Here is a 17626-nt window from a genome sequence, read left to right on the forward strand (position 1 = left end):
GCCCCGCGCGACCCGGGCATACTGGGGCGTATGTCCTCCTCCGTCTTCGTCGGCCGCCAGCTGCAGGTCGACCACCTCCTCTCCGACGCCGCACGGACCAGCGCCGAGGGGGCCAGGACGGTCCTGCTCTGCGGTGACGCCGGGATCGGCAAGTCGCGGCTCCTGGAGGAGTACCTGGAGCACACTCCACTGGGGAACCGCGCCCTGGGCGCCTGCCTGGAACTGGGCGCCGAGGGCATCGCCTTCGCCCCCTTCACCGCGCTCCTGCGCCAGCTGGTCCGGGAGGGCGGACCGGCACCGGCCGCCGGGAGCGAACTCACGCGTCTCCTGCCCGGTCGGGGTGCGGCCCCCACCGCGCGGTCCGGCACCGACGACCACGACCGCGCCCGGCTGTTCGAGGCGGTGCTGACCTTCCTGGAGGAGCGGGCGGACCCGGCCGGGCTCAGCCTGGTGGTCGAGGACCTGCACTGGGCCGACGCCTCCACCCGCGACCTGCTCGTCTTCCTGTTGCGCAACCTCGGCGCCGCACCGGTGCACCTGGTGGTCTCGGTGCGCTCCGACGACCTGCACCGCACCCACCCCCTGCGCCGCGCCCTGTCCGAACTCGAACGGCTGCCCCGGGTCACCCGGCTCGACCTCGCGCCGCTCACACGGGAGGCCGTCGCCGCGCAGGCCGCCGCGCTGAGCGGATCGGTGCCGGACCCCGACGCCCTGGACCTCCTCCTGGAACGCAGCGGCGGCAACCCCCTCTTCGTGGAGTCCTTCCTCGCGGCACCCGAGGGCGGCGGTGTCCCCGACGGCCCGCGCGAACTGCTGATGCGTCGGGTGGAACCCCTGGCCGCCACCACCCGAAGGGTCCTCGGTCTGGCCTCGGTGGCCGGGGACCGGGTCGACCACGGGCTGCTCGCGGAGGTGGCCGAGGCCTCCGGAGTGGGCGAGGACGACCTCGACGAGGCGCTGCGCGAGGCGGTCGACGCCCGGCTGCTCAGTGCCACGGACACCGGGTACGTGTTCCGGCACGCGCTGTTGGCCGAGGCGGTCAAGGGCGACCTGCTGCCCGGCCAGCGGGTGCGCGCCCACCGCCGCTACGCGACCGTGCTGGAGGGCGGTGTGCCGGGGCTGTCCCGCGCCGAGTCGGTCGCCCAGCTGGCCCACCACGCCTACGCGGCACACGACCATCCGAGGGCACTCGTCGCGGCGTGGGAGACGGCCGGGCACGCCAGCGCCGCGAGTGCCCACCCCGAGTACCTGGCGCTGCTGGAACGCGTCCTGGAACTGTGGGAGATGGTGCCCGACGCCGCCGACCTGCTCGGACTCTCCCACGGGGACTTCCTGCTCACGGTGTGCCGGGCTGCGCAGGTCGCGGGTGCGCTGCACCGGTCGGTCCAGCACGCCAGCGAGGCCCTGTCCGACCTCGACCCCGGAACCGAACCCGAACTGGTCGCCCGCCTCCTGGTCACGCGGGGCCTGTCCTACAAGGAACTGGGGCGGATCGAGGCGCTCGACGACCTGCGCGCCGCCGCCGCGCTGGTCCCGGCGGACCACCCGGAGCGGGCCGTGGTGAGCGCCACGACCGCCACGGTCCTCATGATGCGGGGCAGCGACGCCGACGCTGAGCGGGCCGCCCGCGTGGCCATCGAGGAGGCGCGCGCCTGCGGTGACCGGGCCAGCGAGGCCGACGCACTCGTCACGCTGGGAGCCCTGCTCGACCACACGGGGTCGGAGGAGGCCCTGGAGATGTTGCGCGAGGGGGTCCGGATCGCTCGTGATCGGGGCTACGTGCAGGTGGAGATGCGCGGACTGAACAACCTCGGCAGCAACCACGGCCGGCGGTTCGAGGCGCGGGAGTCGTGGGCGTGCGCCCAGGAGGCACTGGAGCGCAGCGCCGAGTTGGGACTGGCCCGCAGCGACCGGGCCGGCCTGGTCAACGGGCTGGTCATCGCGCTCCTGAACCTGGGACGCCTGGACGAGGCCCGGGAACGACTGGGCGGAGTCCCGGCGGGGGAGAACCTGGCCGGGGGGAGGCGCCAGACCCTCATCGCCCAGCTGGCCGCTCTGGAGGGCGACTGGGAGACCAGCGAACGCGCGCTGGAGGAGTTCACCCGGCTGCTGCCCCGGGAGACCGCCACCCGGGTGGAGTACATGCCGCACTACTACACGCGCGTGCTGCTCCTGCTCTTCGGACCGGGCGAGCGTTGGGCGGAGGCGGCCCGGACGATCCACGAGGGGGAACGCGGGATCGGCATGCTCTCCCAGGTCAGGTTCAGCGCCAGCGGTCTGTCCACGATGGCGATGGTGGTGTGGCGGCTGCGGCGCCGTGCCGGGGCAGGGGACCGGGAGACGGCCGAGGAGCTGGCGGGGAAGCTGAGGGCGGTGCTGGAGCGGGAGGACTGGCCGGTCGCCCCGGCGGCGATGCTGACCCGGCACGTCAGCCTGGGCTTCATGGAGGAGGACCCGGCACGGGCGCTGGAACACTGGGACCGGGCCCTGCCGCTGGCCGAGCGGACCCTGGGCCTGAGCCGGGCGGAGTGCCTGTTCGGGGCCTTCTGGGCGGCGCACGAGACGGGCGACGCCGATCGCGCCCGGGATCTGCTGCGCCTGACCGAGTCCGTGCTGGACGCGTTCGACGTGCACACGGTCCGCCGGTTGGTGGAGGAGATGCGCGCGGCGCTCGATCGGCCCGGCACCACGGCCCGGCCCGCTGGTCTGACTCCGCGTGAGGTGGAGGTGCTGGTGGAGGTGGCGCGGGGGTCGAGCAACCGGGAGGTGGGGGAGGCGTTGTTCATCTCGGGCAAGACCGTGAGCGTGCACCTGAGCAACGCGATGGGGAAGCTGGGGGCGACCAACCGCACGGCGGCGGTGGCGCGTGCCCGGGAGCTCGGCCTGCTCTGACCCGGCCCGGTCGGCTCGGCCCCCGACGGCCCGGAACCGACCCGACGGACCCGACCGCCAGGCGCCCCCGGGCCGGGGGCGAGCCGGTCAGGCCCGGGAGCCCGCCCTGCTGATCCGGGACAGCGAGGCCTCGACGTCCACGCGTTCGCTCGGCCGGTTGTGGGGGAGCCGCGCGAGCAGGCGGGCCATGGCGCACGTGTCGGTGATCCCGGCGAGGGCCAGCCCGGCGCCGACCAACGCGGCCAGGAACACGGCGGGGGTCCACCACAGGCTCAGCAGCGCCGCGACCAGCACGATCGAACCCGAGACGAGGCGCACCTGGCGGTCCAGGGCCCACCGCTGCGGGCCGTGCACGGCGGGGCCGTCGGCCTCCGCCCAGGCGTCCATACCCCCGGCCAGCACCACGGCGTCGTCCAGCCCCGCCGCTGCCAGCCGCCGCCGCGCCTGCTCGGCACGGGACCCGGTCCGGCACACCAGGACGATCTGCTCGGAGGCGTCCCGGGCCACCCGCCCGGCGTGGTGGTCGAGCTCGCCCAGCGGGAGGTTGACCGCTCCGGGGACGTGCGCACCCTCGAACTCGGCCGGGGTGCGCACGTCCACAAGGAGCGGGGTGGACCCGCTGTCGATCCGGGCTCTGACGGTCGCCGCGTCGACGGACTCGCTCATGTGTGTCTGACTCCAGAAGGGGAGAAGGGGTAGTCCACGACTTTGGTAGGAATTCTACCCCCCGGGGTATGTGACGTGCTTGTCACGGATTCCGGGAATACCCCCCGATACGGAGTCCTGTGCTGGTCAGAGCGTCGGCAGGTACCTCTGGAGCTCGTACGGGGTCACCTGGCGGCGGTAGGAGTTCCACTCCGCCTTCTTGTTGCGCAGGAAGAAGTCGAAGACGTGCTCGCCCAGCGTCTCCGCGACCAGCTCGCTGTTCTCCATCAGGCGCAGCGCCTCGTCCAGGCTCTGGGGGAGCGGCTTGATGCCCAGCGCCCGGCGCTCGGAGTCGGTGAGGGCCCAGACGTCGTCCTCGGCTCCGGGCGGCAGCTCGTAGCCCTCCTCGATCCCCTTCAGCCCGGCGGCCAGGATCACCGCGTAGGCCAGGTACGGGTTGGCGGAGCTGTCCAGCGAGCGGATCTCGATCCGGCTGGAGTTCGACTTGCCCGGCTTGTACATCGGCACGCGGACCAGCGCCGAGCGGTTGTTGTGCCCCCAGCAGATGTAGGCCGGAGCCTCGCCGCCCATCCCCGCCGAGGCGGCCGGGTCGTCCCAGATGCGCTTGTACGAGTTCACCCACTGGTTGGTGACGGCCGCGATCTCGTCGGCGTGGCGCAGCAGCCCGGCTATGAACCCGCGCCCGACCTTGGAGAGCTGGTACTCGGCGCCGGGCTCGTAGAAGGCGTTGCGGTCACCCTCGAAGAGCGACAGGTGGGTGTGCATGCCCGACCCCGGGTACTGGGTGAAGGGCTTGGGCATGAAGGTGGCGTACACGCCCTGCTCCATGGCCACCTCCTTCATCACCAGACGGAAGGTCATGATGTTGTCGGCGGTGGTGAGCGCGTCCGCGTAGCGCAGGTCGATCTCCTGCTGGCCCGGTCCGCCCTCGTGGTGGCTGAACTCCACCGAGATGCCCATGGCCTCCAGCATGTTGATCGCGTTGCGCCGGAAGTCGTGCGCGCTGTTGTGCGGCGTGTGGTCGAAGTACCCGCCCGAGTCGTTGGGCTCGGGGAACTCGCCGTGCTCCGGGAACTTCTTCAGGAGGTAGAACTCGATCTCGGGGTGCGTGTAGAAGGTGAACCCGAGGTCGGAGGCCTTCCCGAGCTGGCGCTTGAGCACGTGCCTGGGGTCCGCCGGGGACGGCGAACCGTCGGGCATGAGGATGTCGCAGTACATGCGCGCGGTGCCGTGCGGCTCGTTGCGCCAGGGCAGCACCTGGAACGTGGAGGGGTCGGGCTGGGCGAGCATGTCGGCCTCGTAGACCCGGGCGAAGCCCTCGATGGCCGAGCCGTCGAACCCGATGCCCTCGGAGAAGGCGGCCTCCAGCTCGGCGGGTGCCACCGCCACGGACTTGAGGTACCCGAGCACGTCGGTGAACCACAGCCTCACGAACCGGATGTCGCGCTCCTCCAACGTGCGGAGCACGAATTCCTGCTGTCGATTCACGATTACCCTCCTCGATGCCGGTCGGTCCCGGCCCGGTCCGCGCACGTGAGCCGTGCCGGGAACGATCTCCCGGGTCCAGTCTGCCGTGCGGATATTTCCGGGGTATTTCCGCACACGCCGACCAGCCTGCCCGGACCTCCCCGCACAGGCATTATGACCGCTGAACCAGGAGGTTCGGGACGGCCTGGGCCAGACCGAGTTCCCGGGCGCGCGCCCCCGCCGTGGCGCGGTTGGGCACTCCGAGCTTGCCCAGGATGTTGGACACGTGCACGCTCGCGGTCTTGGGGCTGATGTGCAGCGCAGCGGCGATCGCCGCGTTGGTCGCGCCCGAGGCCAGGAGCCGCAGGACCTCCGTCTCCCGGGCGGTGAGGCCGGCGGGCGCGGGAGGCGGCACGGACCCGCCGGAGAGCCCCGCCCCGAGGCGGCGCGCCAGGTCCTCGGCCGCGCGTGTCAGAGGTGACGCACCACACTCGACGGCCGTCCCGTGCACCAGGCGGGTCAGCTCCACCGCACGCGCCCGTTCCCCGGCCGCGACGCGGGCCTCGGCCTCGCGCAGCCGGGTCCGGGCGAGGTACACCCGCAGGGGAGTGGACTCCCAGGCCGCCACGGCGGCGGCCCACGACGCGGCCAGGGTCGGGGGCTCGGCCCCCTCGGCCTCGGTGAGCTGGGCCCGTACGGTCGCCGCGTACGCCGGTCGGACCAGGCCGTTGCGAGGGAGCCTCCCCGCGATGGTGCCGACCGTCCCGCCCACGAACCGGACCGCCTCCCCGAACCCCGCACCTCCGCGTGCCCGCTCCGCTCCCAGGCGCGCGGCCTCGGCCATCTGCTCCAGCAGCGGCCACGTGTACCCCGGAGAGCACTCCAGGGCCGCCTGCTCCAGGACGTCCCGGGAGAGGGACAGCGCCTCGGCGAGGTCACCCTCGGCCAGGGCGGCGTCCAGCATCCCCGTGGTGCGCAGCTGCACGACGTCCGTCCGGTACGCGTCCAGCATGGAGCGGTCGCCGCTGGACCCGGCCTCGGCCCGCGCCGCGACCGCGTCGCCCATCGCCGCCGCGGCCCGTGCCTCCACCGCCCGGACGTAGTGCCGGTGCTTGTCGTCCCCCTGACCCCCGGTCAGGTGGCGCCGGTGGACCTCGCGGCTCTGCCGCAGCTCTCCGGTCTCGAAGAGGATCTCGGCGCGGTTCTGGTGGTGGAAGGACCGGTGGTAGGGCGCCCAGCCCAGCGCCTCGTGCCGGGCCAGCGACTCCTCCAGCACGCGCAGGCCCTCCTCGTGGTGGCCGAGCTCACGCAGGAAGTGGGCCAGGTTCCCGGCTCCGCGCGCCTCCATGTAGGGCTCGCGCAGCTCGATGGCCTCCGCCATGCCCCGTTCCACCAGCGGGCGCCCGTGTTCGACGTCACCGTCCCGCATGCGGACCCCGCCCAACGTGATCCGGGCGTCGGCGGCCGCGCACCGGTCGGAGAGGCTGTCGGTGTCGGCCGCGTCGATCGCCAACTCGGCCAACGTGCTGGAGCCGCGGCCGGTGTCGTTCAGCTCCTGGAGGATCCTCCGTTCGGGGGTCGGGTTCCGGTCCTCGCGCAGCATGGCGCCCTCCCGGGCCAGGATGGCCAGGAGCTGGCTGTATCCCGGCATGTGCGGCGGGTGCAGTTCCAGGGCCCGGACCAGGTCGTCGATGCCGCCGTTGCGCACGTGGGAGGAGCGGGCCTGGCCCCGCTGGCGCAGCAGGACCGCCCGCGCCGTGAGGGTCCCGTCGTCGTCGGCGTCCTCGTCCAGGGTCGCCAGCGCCGCGTCGACGAGCTCCAGCGCACGCCGGTTGCGGTTGGCCGAGAGCGCCGCGCCCGCCGCCCGGCTCACCACCTCCGCCCAGCTGTGCCCCTCGACCCGGTCGCTGGGGCCGGGGACCCGGTCCCACAGGGCCAGGACGCGGTCCAGCATGCCCAGGCGTTCGTCGAAGGCGAGGGTCTTGCTGGCCTGGACGGCGGCCCGCCAGGCGGCCTCCATGGCCCGGGGCAGGTCCTGCGCGGCGTGGTAGTGGTGGGCCTGCTCGGCGGCGCGGCGGTCCTCGGGGACGGCGTCCGGGTACTCGTCGATGAGCTGGGCGAAGCGCAGGTGCAGCCGGGAGTGCGGCCCGGGCAGGATCTCGTCGTGTACCGCGTCGCGCAGCAGCGCGTGCCGGAACCGGTAGCCGGTGCGCCCGGGCCGCAGCACGTTGGAGTCCACCAGGACGTGCAGGGCGGCCTCCAACTCGTGCTCGGGCAGCCCCGCCGCGTGGTGCAGCACCTCGTGCTCGATGCCGTCGGCCACGGCCCCCACCGCCGCCACGCGCAGGACCGAGAGCGTGCCCTCGTCGAAGCGGCGCACCGGCTCCAGGAGGAGGTCGCGGAAGTGGTCGGGCAGGTCCGGGTCGTCGTCGGAGGGGCAGGTCTCGGCCGCGGCCAGGGCCTCCACGAACAACGGGACGCCCTCGCTGCGCCGGAAGAGCGTGTCCAGGGCGTCGTGCTCCAGTTCCTCGCCCCGGATCGCCGCGGCCTGGGCGCCCACCTCCTCCCGGGTGAACGGCTCCAGCACGATCCGGCCCACGCCCGGCAGGCGTTCGAGCTGGGGCAGGAGCCGCCGCAGCGGGTGCGCGCGGTGCAGGTCGTCACTCCGGTAGGTGGCGACGAACTGGGTTCCGGGTCGGGAGAGGTTGCGGGCGAGGAAGACCAACAGGTCCCGGGTGGCGCCGTCCGCCCAGTGCAGGTCCTCCAGGACGACGGTGACCCCCGCCTCCCCGGCCACCTGTTCGAACAGGCGCAGCACCTGCTCGAAGAGGATGCCCCGATTCTCCCGGCGGTCCGAGGCGGGTTCGCCCAGCTCGGGGAGGAGCCGGGCGAACTCACCGACCCCGCCCGGCGCGGCCGCGTCGAACGGGGAGCGTCCCCGTTCGCGCAGGACCTGGCGGAGTACGGCGGTGAAGGGGGCGTAGGACAGACCGTCCACGCCGAGTTGCAGGCAGGCCCCGACGAACACCGTCCCGGCGGGCCGGGTGGCGGCGAACTCGGAGACCAGACGGCTCTTGCCGACCCCCGCGTCCCCGCCGACCAGCAGCGTCTCCGGCGGTCCGACGCGTACGCGGTCGGCCTGCTCGGCCAGGAGCCGGAGGTGGTCCCGGCGTCCCACGAAGAGCGGACTGGTATCGGAGAACAGGGGCATACCCCTCATTATGCTCGCCGTGGTCGCGGCGGCTTCCGGTCCTCCTTGGCGCGGGCCCGGGCCTCGGCCTGTTGGAGGCGGGTGCGGCGGCTGAGCTCGGCCCGGCGCAGGCGTTCGTCACGGATCGCGTGGGCGGTGGCGGAGCGCAGATCCTCGAAGGTCATGGTGGTTCCTCTGCTGATGGTCAGGGCCTGTTCGGCTCTGGGGCGGGCGGCCCGCTCGGACAGCTGGTGGCCGTCCTGGGGCGGCGGGACGCGGAGCACGGTCTCCCCGGCTGCGGGGAGGACCCGTGTTCCGCCCCGGTGACCTCCACGATCCGACTAAGAACGGACCCGGCGCATCGGGAGGATTCAGCGGTTCCCCACCGTCTTCGGACCCTCGCGTCCTAAGACGGGCGCAATCCGCCCTAAGCGCCGCCTGACCACGGCCGATTCACCAAACGCCCCGGCATTTCCTTGACTCGGGAGCCCTGAGCCGGGCAAGTGTGTGGGGGGCCGGTCGTCTCCTCCCGGAGGCTGCCTGGTCGGCCCTTCAGCGATGCTCAGGAGGCGTGGGATGACTCGGGTCGCTTGCGGGACCGACCGGCGGGGCGCGTTCGGGCGAAGGGCCGCAGGGGTGGTCGCGGGGCTGGCCCTGGCCGGGCTGTGCGCGTCCCCGGCCTCGGCTGACGGCGGTGGGGACACGGTGGGGCTGTCCCTGTCCGGGGTGGACCAGCCGCCGCTCCCCGGCGAGGAGGTCGTCTACCGGGCCACCGTGGTCAACGGCGGAGCCGGGGAGGTCGAGGAGGGGCTGCTCGCCCAGCACGTGCCCGAACCCCTGGAGGTGCGGGAGGTCGGCCAGGGCGGGGTCCTGGAGGAGGGCGTGGCCAACTGGAGGGTGGACCTGCCCAGGGACGGGGAGGCCGCCTACACCGTCCGGGTCCGGGTGCCGGAGGACGCCGAGCCGGGTGAGCGGGTGGTGAGCACGGCCTGCCTGCTGTTGGACCGGGACGCCGATCCCGTGGCCTGTGCGAGCGACACCCTGCTGGTCGGGGAGCGCACGGTGCTCTCGAAGGTGGGGGAGGCAGTGGACCGGGAGGGTCTGGTCCGCGCGCTGGGGGTGGGGGTACTGATGGGGCTGGTGTGGCTGCTCTGGCGGCAGTGGGGCGCCTCGCGCGGCACCTGACCGGCCGGGTGTCTGATTTGTTACGTCATGGCGTCAGAAAGACGAGGGCTTCAACTACAACGCGTAGTAGTCTACGGCCATGGACTTCCTTTACTCCGCGCTCGTGTTCCTGCACATGATCGGCCTGGCCGGGATCATCGCCGGTTTCCTCATGCAGCTGATGACCGACAACGTCAAGGCGACCAAGGTGCTGCTGCACAGCGCCCTGCTCCAGTTCGTCACGGGTCTGCTGCTGGTCGGTGTGGCCGAGATGGCCGACACCGCCGACCTCAACCACGTCAAGATCGGCGTGAAGCTCGTGATCGCCCTGGGCGTCGTGGTCGTCGGTGTGCTCAACCTGCGCAAGCCCGCGAAGAACCTGGCGATCATCGCCGGGGTCCTGGCCATCGTCAACATCGGTGTGGCGGTCTTCTGGTAGCCGCCCGCCCGACCCGCCCGCACGGGTCTGCCGCCGGTGGCGGTCCGGAGTGCTCCGGACCGCCACCGGCTTTTTTCGTCTGGAAAATCTTGCAGCCCCTTTCGGCCAGATCAGGGCCGTATTTCCGCGTGATCCGGTGTTCACGCGGTGTTCACAGGGTGAGGTCGGTCTGTTACCTTCGTCACCTCAACGCAAACTCTTGCGCAAACTGCAAGAGGATGCGGCACCTCCCCCCAAGGAGCGCACATGAGAACACCCCGCGTCGGCGCCCTCGCCGGAGCGGCCCTGATGGGAGCCGCCCTGCTGGCGGTACCCGGCCAGGCCGCCACCCAGGACGCCGCACCCGTCTCCGCGCAGAACGCCAACGACGACACGATCGTCCACCTCTTCCAGTGGAACTGGGACTCCGTCGCCGCCGAGTGCGCCGACTTCCTCGGCCCCGCCGGGTACGGCGGCGTCCAGGTCTCCCCGCCGCAGGAACACGTGGTCGTCCCCTTCTCCGAGGGCGGCAACCACCCCTGGTGGCAGGACTACCAGCCGGTCTCCTATCGGATCGACAACACCCGGCGCGGCACCGCCGAGGACTTCCAGGCGATGGTCTCCACGTGCGCCGACAACGGCGTCCGGATCTACGTGGACGCCGTCGTCAACCACATGACCGGACCGGCCGAGGGCACCAGCACCGGCAGTGCCGGGACCGAGTGGCAGCGCTACGAGTACCCCGACCTGTTCGGGGACGGCACGGCCGCCTACTCCCACGGTGACTTCGGTCCCTGCTACGACACCATCGAGAACTGGAACGACAAGGACGAGGTGCAGAACTGTCAGCTCCTCGACCTGGCCGACCTGGACACCGGCTCCCCGCACGTCCGTGACCAGATCGTCCGGTACCTGAACGGACTGGTGGCCATGGGGGTCGGCGGCTTCCGGGTGGACGCCTCCAAGCACGTCCCCGAGGACGACATGGGCGCCATCATCGGGGCCCTGGACGACGTCCCCGGGTTCGGCGGCGCCCCCCGGGTGTTCCACGAGGTCTACGGCGACCAGACGATCCCCTACACCGCCTACACGCCCTACGGCCAGGTCACCAACTTCGACTACAAGCGCTCCGTCGCCTCGGGCTTCGCCAACGGCGACATCGCCGGTCTCACCGACATGCCCGACCACGGCGGCCTCACCTCGGACGAGGCCGTGGTCTTCGTCGACAACCACGACACCCAGCGCTACGAGCCGACCCTCACGTACGTGGACGGCGACCGCTACTATCTCGCCACCGCGTTCATGCTCGCCCACCCCTACGGCACCCCCGTGGTGATGTCCAGCTACGACTTCGAGGGCAACGTGAGCGAGGGCCCGCCCAGCGCGGGCGAGGACGGCAACCCCGCCGGGTGGAGCACCGAGGACAGCGACTGCTCCGGCGCGGCGTGGGTCTGCGAGCACCGGAACGAGGCCGTCAGCGGCATGGTGGCCTTCCGGTCCGCGGTGGGGGACACCGGCCTGACCGAACGGGCCCGCGACGGGTCCTCCCGCGTGGCCTTCGACCGGGGCGCGGCCGGGTTCGCCGCCTTCAACGCCTCGGGCGGAGACTGGGCCCTGACCGCCCCGACCTCGCTCCCGGACGGCGAGTACGACAACGCCTCCGGCCCCGGCACCGCCACGGTCTCCGCTGGCCGGGTCAGCGCGACCGTCCCCGCCGACGGCGCCCTGGCGCTGCACGTGGGCGGCGAGTGCGAACGGGACTGCGGCGGCGAGCCGGGTGAGCCGGGCGAGCCCGACACCCTGACCGCGACCGTCGAGACCCGGCCCGGCCAGGAGGTGTTCGTGGTCGGCTCCACCCCCGAACTGGGGTCGTGGAACCCGGCGGACGGCGCCCCGCTGAGCACCGACGCCTCCACCTACCCGCAGTGGTCCGGCCGTGTCACCCTCGGCCCCGACACCGAGTGGAAGCTGGTCCGGGTGTCCCCGGACGGCGCGGACTGGGAACCCGGCGCCAACCGGGTCGGCCCGGCCACCGCCGTCACCTGGGGCCAGCGCTGAGTCCACCGGGCGCCCTTGCGAGGGCGCCCGGTCCGGCTCAGCCCGCCGAGGCGTCCTCCTTCGGCGCCGGGCAGGTCCCGCCCGGCTCCACCGTGAGCTCGTAGTGCCACACCTCGTTGGCGTAGGTCTGGCAGAGCCCGAACCGCGCCCCGTGCTGGGCGAACCAGTACGCGGCGTCGGTCCGGCCCACGTCCACCGCCGCACCCGTGACATGCGAGGAGTCCTCGGGGGAGGCCACCCACCGGGCCGCCTCCTCCTCGCTCCCGTACACCCCCACGGCCGACTCCAGCAGGAACCGCTGGTAGCGCTCGCTGCGCCATCCGCTGGTCACCAGCACCTCGATTCCGTCCTCCTCCAGCGCCGCCCCTGCGGCCTCCCGCACCGCCGCCAACAGGTCCGGGTCGAGCCCGGACAGCGCGGGCACGTCCTCGGCGGGGTCCAGACCCTCGCCCTCGGGGACGAACCCGTCGTCGTCGCCCAGCGGGGTCAGCCGGGTCACCGGGAGGCCGGTCCCCGACTTCCCGCCGTCGCTCGCCCCCGCTGTCGCGCACCCCGCCAGGGTCAGGACCGCCGCGGCGACGGCGGTGGCCAGAACGGTCGGTCGACAGCGCATGGGACGTCCCTCCTCCGTGGACCGGACCCCGTGTCCGGCACCGAAGGCCCCAGGTCACCAGGGGCGGTGTTGCGCGGATGTGTGCCGACGAGCCAACACTTTCGCAACACCTCCCCTGCCTAGACTGGGTCGTCGACCGAGTGACGGGGGAAGCGCATGCGCGTGCTGGTGGTCGAGGACGAGGTCTTCATGGCCGAGGCCCTCCAGGCGGGGCTGCGCCACGAGGCCATCGCGGCGGACGTCGCCCTGGACGGTGACGCGGCGCTGGAGCGCATCGGGGTCAACGACTACGACGTGGTCGTCCTCGACCGGGACCTCCCCGGGACCCACGGCGACCAGGTGTGCGCGGTCGTCGCCCGCGACCACCCCGGCACCCGGGTGCTCATGCTCACCGCCGCCGCCCGGCTCCGGGACAAGGTGGACGGCTTCTCCCTGGGCGCCGACGACTACCTCACCAAGCCGTTCGCGGTGGAGGAGCTGGTCATGCGCCTGCGCGCGCTGGCCAGGCGGCCCGCCGCCACGGTCCAGCCGGTGCTGGAGCGGGGCGACCTGCGCCTGGACCCCTACCGCCGGGAGGCCCACCGTTCCGGCCGCTACCTCCGGCTGCCCCGCAAGCAGTTCGCCGTCCTCGAACTGCTCATGCGGGCGGACGGGGGAGCGGTCAGCGCGGAGACCCTCCTGGAGAAGGTCTGGGACGAGCACGCCGACCCCTTCACCAGCGCGCCCCGGGTCACGGTGTCCCAGCTGCGCAGGGCCCTGGGGGAGCCGGACCCCATCGTGACCGTCCCCGGCGTGGGCTACCGCCTGGTGGTCCCCGGGGAGGGCCGGTGAACGGCGGGCAGGTACGGGTCAGCGCCCGCCTGCGCCTCACCCTGGGCTACGCCGGGTTCCTGGTCGTGGCGGGCCTGGCCGTGCTGGCCGGGGTGTACGTGGTGCTGCGCTACGTGCCCAACTACCCGCTGACCGCCGCCAACCCCAGCGACCTCGGACAGCCCATCGCGGCCCGCCCGCAGATCCTGGAGGCCGTCGTCCGTGTCTCCGGGGGCGTCCTGCTGGTGCTGGCGGTGATCGGCCTGGTCGGCGGCTGGTACCTGGCCGGATGGGTGCTGCGCCCCCTGAACCGGATCAACGACGCCGTCCTCGTCGCGGCGACCGGGCGGCTCGGGCACCGGGTCGGACTCTCCGGCCGCAACGACGAGTTCCGCCAGCTGGCCGACGCCTTCGACCACATGCTGGACCGCCTCCAGGACGCCTTCGAGGCCCAGGAGCGGTTCGCCGCCAACGCCTCCCACGAACTCCGCACCCCGCTGGCGGTCAACGCGACCCTCCTGGACGTGGCCCGGCGCGATCCCGAGGGACAGGACTACCCGCGCCTCCTCGAACGGCTGGACCTCACCAACGCCCGGGCGATCGCCCTCACCGAGGCGCTGCTGCGGCTGGCCGACGCCAACGCCGTCACCGCCGTGTCCGAGCCCGCCGACCTCGCCGCCATCGCGCGGGGCGTGGTGGCCGAGAGCACCGAGGAGGCACGGCGTGCGGGGGTGCGCCTGGACGACGCGCTCTCCCCGGCCCCGGCGGTCGGTGACACCGCGCTGCTCACCCAGCTCACCGAGAACCTGGTGCGCAACGCCCTGCGGCACAACCTCCGAGAGCCGGGGGCGGCCACCGCCCTCGTCACCACCGGCCGCGACCCGAGCACCGGCGGCGCCGTCCTGCGGGTCGAGAACACCGGCCCCGTGTACACCAGGGAGGCCGCCGCCCGCCTGCGCGAGCCCTTCCTGCGGGGCGCGGGACGGGTCGGCGCCGGCCAGGGACACGGGCTGGGCCTGGCACTGGTGGCCCGGGTCGCGCAGGTCCACGGTGGCACCCTGGACCTGCGCCCGCGCGGGGCCGACCAGGGCGGAGGGCTCACGGTCACGGTCACGCTCCCCGCCCGGGGCGCCCCTCAGTCGTCGTAGAAGGCGCGTTCCATCACCGCGCGCGCCCTCCGGGTGGTCCGCAGGTAGGACTCGGTCAGCTGCTCGGCCGGACCCTCGGGCTCGGGGCCCTCCGCCACCGCGCCGTCCTCCTCGGTCCCCTCGCCGTCCGTGTCGACCGCGTCGTCGTCGCCGTACCCCATGGCCTGGGCCAGTGCCGCGCGCACCCGCAGGTCGTGCGGGATCGAGTCACCGCCCCGGCCGCGCACCAGCATCACCATGCCGCGCACCCGCGAGGCCAGCCGCCAGGACCGCTCCAGCACCACGCCGTCGTCGGCGGACAGGAACCCGTGCGCCACCGCCACCGCCAGCGCGGGCAGCGTCTGCGGAGTGCGCAGGTCCGGGAACTCGTGCGCGTGGCGCAGCTGCACCAGCTGCGCCACCCACTCCACGTCCGACAGCCCGCCCCGGCCCAGCTTCGTGTGCAGGGTCGGGTCCGCCCCGCGCGGCAGCCGCTCGGCCTCCATCCGTGCCTTGAGCTTGCGGATCTCCAGCACGGACGCGGGGGAGACGCCTCCGTCGGGGTAGCGGATCGGGTCGATCAGCGCGACGAACGCCGAACGCAGCTCCACGTCCCCGGCGATCGGTCGCGCCCGCAGCAGGGCCTGGCTCTCCCACACCTGGGACCAGCGTCCGTAGTAGGCGGCGTAGGAGTCCAGCGTGCGCACGACGGGCCCGCTGCGGCCCTCGGGCCGCAGGTCCGTGTCGACCTTCAGCGGCGGCTCCGCCTGCGGCATCTCCAGCAGCCGGGCCAACTCCCGCACGATCGCCATGGCCTGCTTGGTGGCGGCGCCCGTGTCCACGTCCGGCAGGGGGTCGTGCACGTACATCACGTCGGCGTCGCTGGCGTAGGTCAGCTCACCACCGCCGAACCGGCCCATCGCCACCACGCACACCCGGGTCAGCACCTCGCCGCCGGACTCGGAGATCACCTTGGTGTAGGCCGCGCGCAGGGCGGCGTCGACGGTCACCTCCGCGATCCCGGTGAGCGCCCGCCCCACCTCCTCGACCGAGGACACCCCCAGGAGGTCGGCGGCGGCCGTGCGCAGCAGCTCCCGGCGGCGCAGCGCCCGCACCGCCGACACCGCCTCCTCCGGGGTGTCGTAGCGGCGCAGGGCCGCGTCGGCCTCGGCCATCAGCGACCTCCTCTCGCGCCGCCGGAGGTCGGCGTCGTCGCCCAGCATGGCCACCGCCTCGGGGGCCCGCAGCAGCAGCTCGGTCACGTACCGGCTGGTCCCCAGCAGCCACGCCATCCGCTCGGCCACCCGGACGTCGTCCCGCAGCAGCCGCAGGTACCAGGGCGTGGTGCCCAGGGCATCGCTGACCTGCCGGAACCCGAGGAGTCCCGCGTCCGGGTCGGGCGAGTCCGCGAACCACCCCAGCATCACCGGCAACAGCGTGCGCTGGATGGCCGCCCGCCGGGACAGCCCCGACGTCAACGACTCCAGGTGGCGCAGCGCCCCGCGCGGGTCCACGAACCCCAGCGCCCCCAGGCGCTCCACGGCCTGGTCGGCGGAGAGCCGGATCTCGTCCTCGGGCAGGGCGGCCACCGCGTTCAGCAGCGGACGGTAGAAGAGCTTCTCGTGCAGACGGCGCACCTCCGCCGACACCCGCTTGCGGGCGCCGGTCAGCTCCCGCACCGAGTCGGAGGTGAACCCCAGGGCCCGGCCCAGCTGCCGCAGCCGCGACGGGCCGTCAGGGGACCGGGGGTCGGGCATCAGGTGGGTCCGGCGCAGCCGCTCCAGCTGCAACAGGTGCTCCACCCGCCGCAGGAAGCGGTAGGCGTCGGACAGCCCCGCCGCGTCCCGCCGCCCCACGTAGCCGTACTCCGACAGCGCGGAGAGGGCCTGGAGGGTGTTGCCCGACCTCAACCGCTCGTCCGAACGCCCGTGCACCAGCTGGAGCAGCTGCACGGAGAACTCGATGTCGCGCAGCCCTCCGGGGCCCAGCTTCAGTTCGTGCTCGGCCTGCCCGGCGGGGATGTGCGCCACCACCCGGCGGCGCATGGCCTGCACGTCCTCCACGAAGTCCTTGCGGCCGGAGGCCTCCCACACCAGCGGCGCGATGGCCTCCGCGTACCGGCGTCCCAGTTCCTCGTCACCGGCGATCGGCCGGGCCTTGAGCAGCGCCTGGAACTCCCAGGTCTTGGCCCAGCGCTCGTAGTACGCCAGGTGCCCCGCGAGCGGCCGCACCAGCGGACCGTTGCGGCCCTCCGGCCGCAGTGCCGGGTCCACCTCCCACAGGGTGCCCTCCGCGTCGGTCTCCGCCGGAACGCGCATCATCGCGGTCGCCAGCCGGGTGGCGGCGCGCTGCGCCTCCTGGTCGTCGGCGGGCACTCCGTCGGCGTCGGTGGCGGGCTCGGCCACGAACACCACGTCCACGTCGCTGACGTAGTTCAGTTCGCGGCCACCGCACTTGCCCATGCCGATCACGCTCAGACGGCACAGGGCGGCGTCCTCCGGGGACTCCGCCCGGGCCACCGCCAGTGCCGCGTCCAGGACCGCCGCCGCCAGGTCGGCCAGCTCGGCGGCGACCTCGTCCACGGTGTTCACCCCGGTCAGGTCCCGACCGGCCAGCCGCAGCACCCGGCGCCGGTAGGCCACCCGCAGCGTGTGCCGCAGCACGGCCGGGGGTTCCCCGTCCTCGCCCAGGCCCAGGGAGAGGTCGGCCGCCGGAGCGGACTCGTCGGGGCTCGCCCCCACGGTGTGCATCAGCCCCCGCCGCAGCTCCTCGCGGTCCGGGGTGCGCGCGGCGTCGGCCCCGCGCAGCTCACGCCAGTCGCCGGGATGGCGCACCAGATGGTCGGTCAGCGCCGTGCTGACCCCCAGGACACGGCACAGCCGGGTCCGCAGGTCGCGTTCCTCCCGAAGGGCGACGCGCACCTCCTCGGGGTCCGGGGCGGCCTCCAGCAGCCGGAGGAGCCCCAGCAGCGCCTGGTCCGGGTCGGCCGCCGCCGCGAGGGCACCGATCACCTCGGTGTCGGCCAGGGCGTCCAGCCCCGCCTCCTCCACCAGCCGCAGGGCCCGGGTGCTGTCACTGAAACCGCGTCGAGCGAGCGCGCCCGCTGTCATGTTGGTTCTTCCGTCCCTTGCCACGCGTCAACGGTAGCCGTCCTGGGGATCCGGACCCCGGAACCGGCTCGGGGCCGGTACCCGAACTGGATACCGGCCCCGAGGGGTGCG

Annotated in this window: 12 protein-coding genes; 6 read left to right on the forward strand and 6 right to left on the reverse strand. The window is 73.5% G+C overall.

The annotated features are described in order from the left end of the window. Nucleotides 1–30: 30 nt before the first annotated feature. A complete protein-coding gene (locus AC0VYL_RS08780) occupies nucleotides 31–2892 on the forward strand; it encodes a helix-turn-helix transcriptional regulator (RefSeq protein ID WP_475482844.1) in 2862 nt (953 codons plus the stop codon). Between the two features lie 87 nt (nucleotides 2893–2979). On the opposite strand, the gene AC0VYL_RS08785 is transcribed toward AC0VYL_RS08780, so the two are convergent. From AC0VYL_RS08785 to AC0VYL_RS08800, 4 genes are all read right to left on the reverse strand, one after another. Further along, nucleotides 2980–3558, reverse strand: a complete 579-nt coding sequence (locus AC0VYL_RS08785) for a rhodanese-like domain-containing protein (RefSeq protein ID WP_475482845.1) — start codon at nucleotides 3556–3558, stop codon at nucleotides 2980–2982. Nucleotides 3559–3684: 126 nt separating this feature from the next. Next, complete coding sequence (locus AC0VYL_RS08790) at nucleotides 3685–5046, reverse strand: glutamine synthetase family protein (protein ID WP_184365415.1); 1362 nt, start codon at nucleotides 5044–5046, stop codon at nucleotides 3685–3687. 151 nt (nucleotides 5047–5197) lie between these two features. After that, nucleotides 5198–8245: a helix-turn-helix transcriptional regulator gene (locus AC0VYL_RS08795; protein ID WP_475482846.1), complete on the reverse strand. Its 3048-nt coding sequence runs from the start codon at nucleotides 8243–8245 to the stop codon at nucleotides 5198–5200. Further along, on the reverse strand, nucleotides 8245–8499 hold the full coding sequence (locus AC0VYL_RS08800; RefSeq protein WP_475482847.1) for a hypothetical protein: 255 nt from the start codon (nucleotides 8497–8499) through the stop codon (nucleotides 8245–8247). The genes AC0VYL_RS08795 and AC0VYL_RS08800 overlap by 1 nt, the downstream gene beginning before the upstream one ends. Before the next feature lie 292 nt (nucleotides 8500–8791). Between AC0VYL_RS08800 and AC0VYL_RS08805 the strand changes: the two genes are divergently transcribed. The 3 genes from AC0VYL_RS08805 to AC0VYL_RS08815 all read left to right on the forward strand — a co-directional run bounded on the left by AC0VYL_RS08805 (nucleotide 8792) and on the right by AC0VYL_RS08815 (nucleotide 11855). Then, nucleotides 8792–9400, forward strand: a complete 609-nt coding sequence (locus AC0VYL_RS08805; RefSeq protein WP_475482848.1) for a hypothetical protein — start codon at nucleotides 8792–8794, stop codon at nucleotides 9398–9400. 79 nt (nucleotides 9401–9479) lie between these two features. After that, nucleotides 9480–9818 carry a hypothetical protein gene (locus AC0VYL_RS08810; RefSeq protein WP_475461081.1) on the forward strand — a complete coding sequence of 113 codons (339 nt, stop codon included), beginning with the start codon at nucleotides 9480–9482 and terminating at the stop codon, nucleotides 9816–9818. A 246-nt stretch (nucleotides 9819–10064) separates the two neighbouring features. Then, nucleotides 10065–11855 (forward strand): carbohydrate-binding module family 20 domain-containing protein, encoded by a 1791-nt coding sequence (locus AC0VYL_RS08815; protein WP_475482849.1) that lies wholly within the window; start codon nucleotides 10065–10067, stop codon nucleotides 11853–11855. Nucleotides 11856–11892: 37 nt separating this feature from the next. On the opposite strand, the gene AC0VYL_RS08820 is transcribed toward AC0VYL_RS08815, so the two are convergent. Then, complete coding sequence (locus AC0VYL_RS08820; RefSeq protein ID WP_475482850.1) at nucleotides 11893–12468, reverse strand: M15 family metallopeptidase; 576 nt, start codon at nucleotides 12466–12468, stop codon at nucleotides 11893–11895. A 156-nt stretch (nucleotides 12469–12624) separates the two neighbouring features. On the opposite strand from AC0VYL_RS08820, the gene AC0VYL_RS08825 reads away from it, so the two are divergent. Next, nucleotides 12625–13299 carry a response regulator transcription factor gene (locus AC0VYL_RS08825; RefSeq protein ID WP_475461087.1) on the forward strand — a complete coding sequence of 225 codons (675 nt, stop codon included), beginning with the start codon at nucleotides 12625–12627 and terminating at the stop codon, nucleotides 13297–13299. Beyond that, nucleotides 13296–14426: a sensor histidine kinase gene (locus AC0VYL_RS08830; RefSeq protein ID WP_475482851.1), complete on the forward strand. Its 1131-nt coding sequence runs from the start codon at nucleotides 13296–13298 to the stop codon at nucleotides 14424–14426. The genes AC0VYL_RS08825 and AC0VYL_RS08830 overlap by 4 nt, the downstream gene beginning before the upstream one ends. On the opposite strand, the gene AC0VYL_RS08835 is transcribed toward AC0VYL_RS08830, so the two are convergent. Beyond that, nucleotides 14414–17515 (reverse strand): bifunctional [glutamine synthetase] adenylyltransferase/[glutamine synthetase]-adenylyl-L-tyrosine phosphorylase, encoded by a 3102-nt coding sequence (locus tag AC0VYL_RS08835; protein WP_475461092.1) that lies wholly within the window; start codon nucleotides 17513–17515, stop codon nucleotides 14414–14416. The genes AC0VYL_RS08830 and AC0VYL_RS08835 overlap by 13 nt on opposite strands. Between the last annotated feature and the right edge of the window lie 111 nt (nucleotides 17516–17626).

The organism is Nocardiopsis sp. iso_238, from assembly GCF_056173325.1.